Annotated in this window: 1 protein-coding gene; it reads right to left on the reverse strand. The window is 42.9% G+C overall.

Annotated features, from left to right (window positions below):
- A partial coding sequence (locus ACINWC743_RS07065) for a ShlB/FhaC/HecB family hemolysin secretion/activation protein (RefSeq protein WP_009584913.1) occupies positions 1–548 on the reverse strand: 548 nt, incomplete at both ends.

Below are 548 nucleotides of genomic sequence, written 5' to 3' on the forward strand. Positions count from 1 at the left end.
CAGTAAAGCAGGTTGGCTAATAAATACACTGCTTTGTGCTGCACTTCCTTCTGCTCCAATACTTTTTAAATCTTTACCCAGTTCGTAATCAAGATAGGAATAGCTTGCGCCTGCACGTGTCCCCATTCCTGTAAAGGTAAATGCGTATCCGATACGTCCGTAGTTCATCCGTTTACCAGCAGTCATCAGATCTAAGCTCAGTTCATCCCCTAAACCAGCTAAATTATTGACGGAGATGCCGGCGGTACCTCGTACTCGACTGGTGTATTTATTTCCAAAGTTATCTGCACCGATATAACCATTGAGTAGGGATGCATTTTGTACTTCTACATTGAGTTGGCTACTGCCCACTGTAGTTCCTGGACTTAGGACATTGCGAGTGTTCACTCCTTTTAATCGATTGAGCAATTTAAGCTGTTGCTGCATTTGATCGCTGTTGATTCGCTCACCTTGTTTCAAGGGCGCGACTGTTTGCTCTATAAGCCAGTTTTGAGTTCGGCTTTGATTGTCAATTTGAGTTTTATCGTAATACGCTTCAAGTACATTGA

This window comes from Acinetobacter sp. WC-743, assembly GCF_000335555.1.
Classification (GTDB): Bacteria; Pseudomonadota; Gammaproteobacteria; order Pseudomonadales; family Moraxellaceae; genus Acinetobacter; species Acinetobacter bereziniae.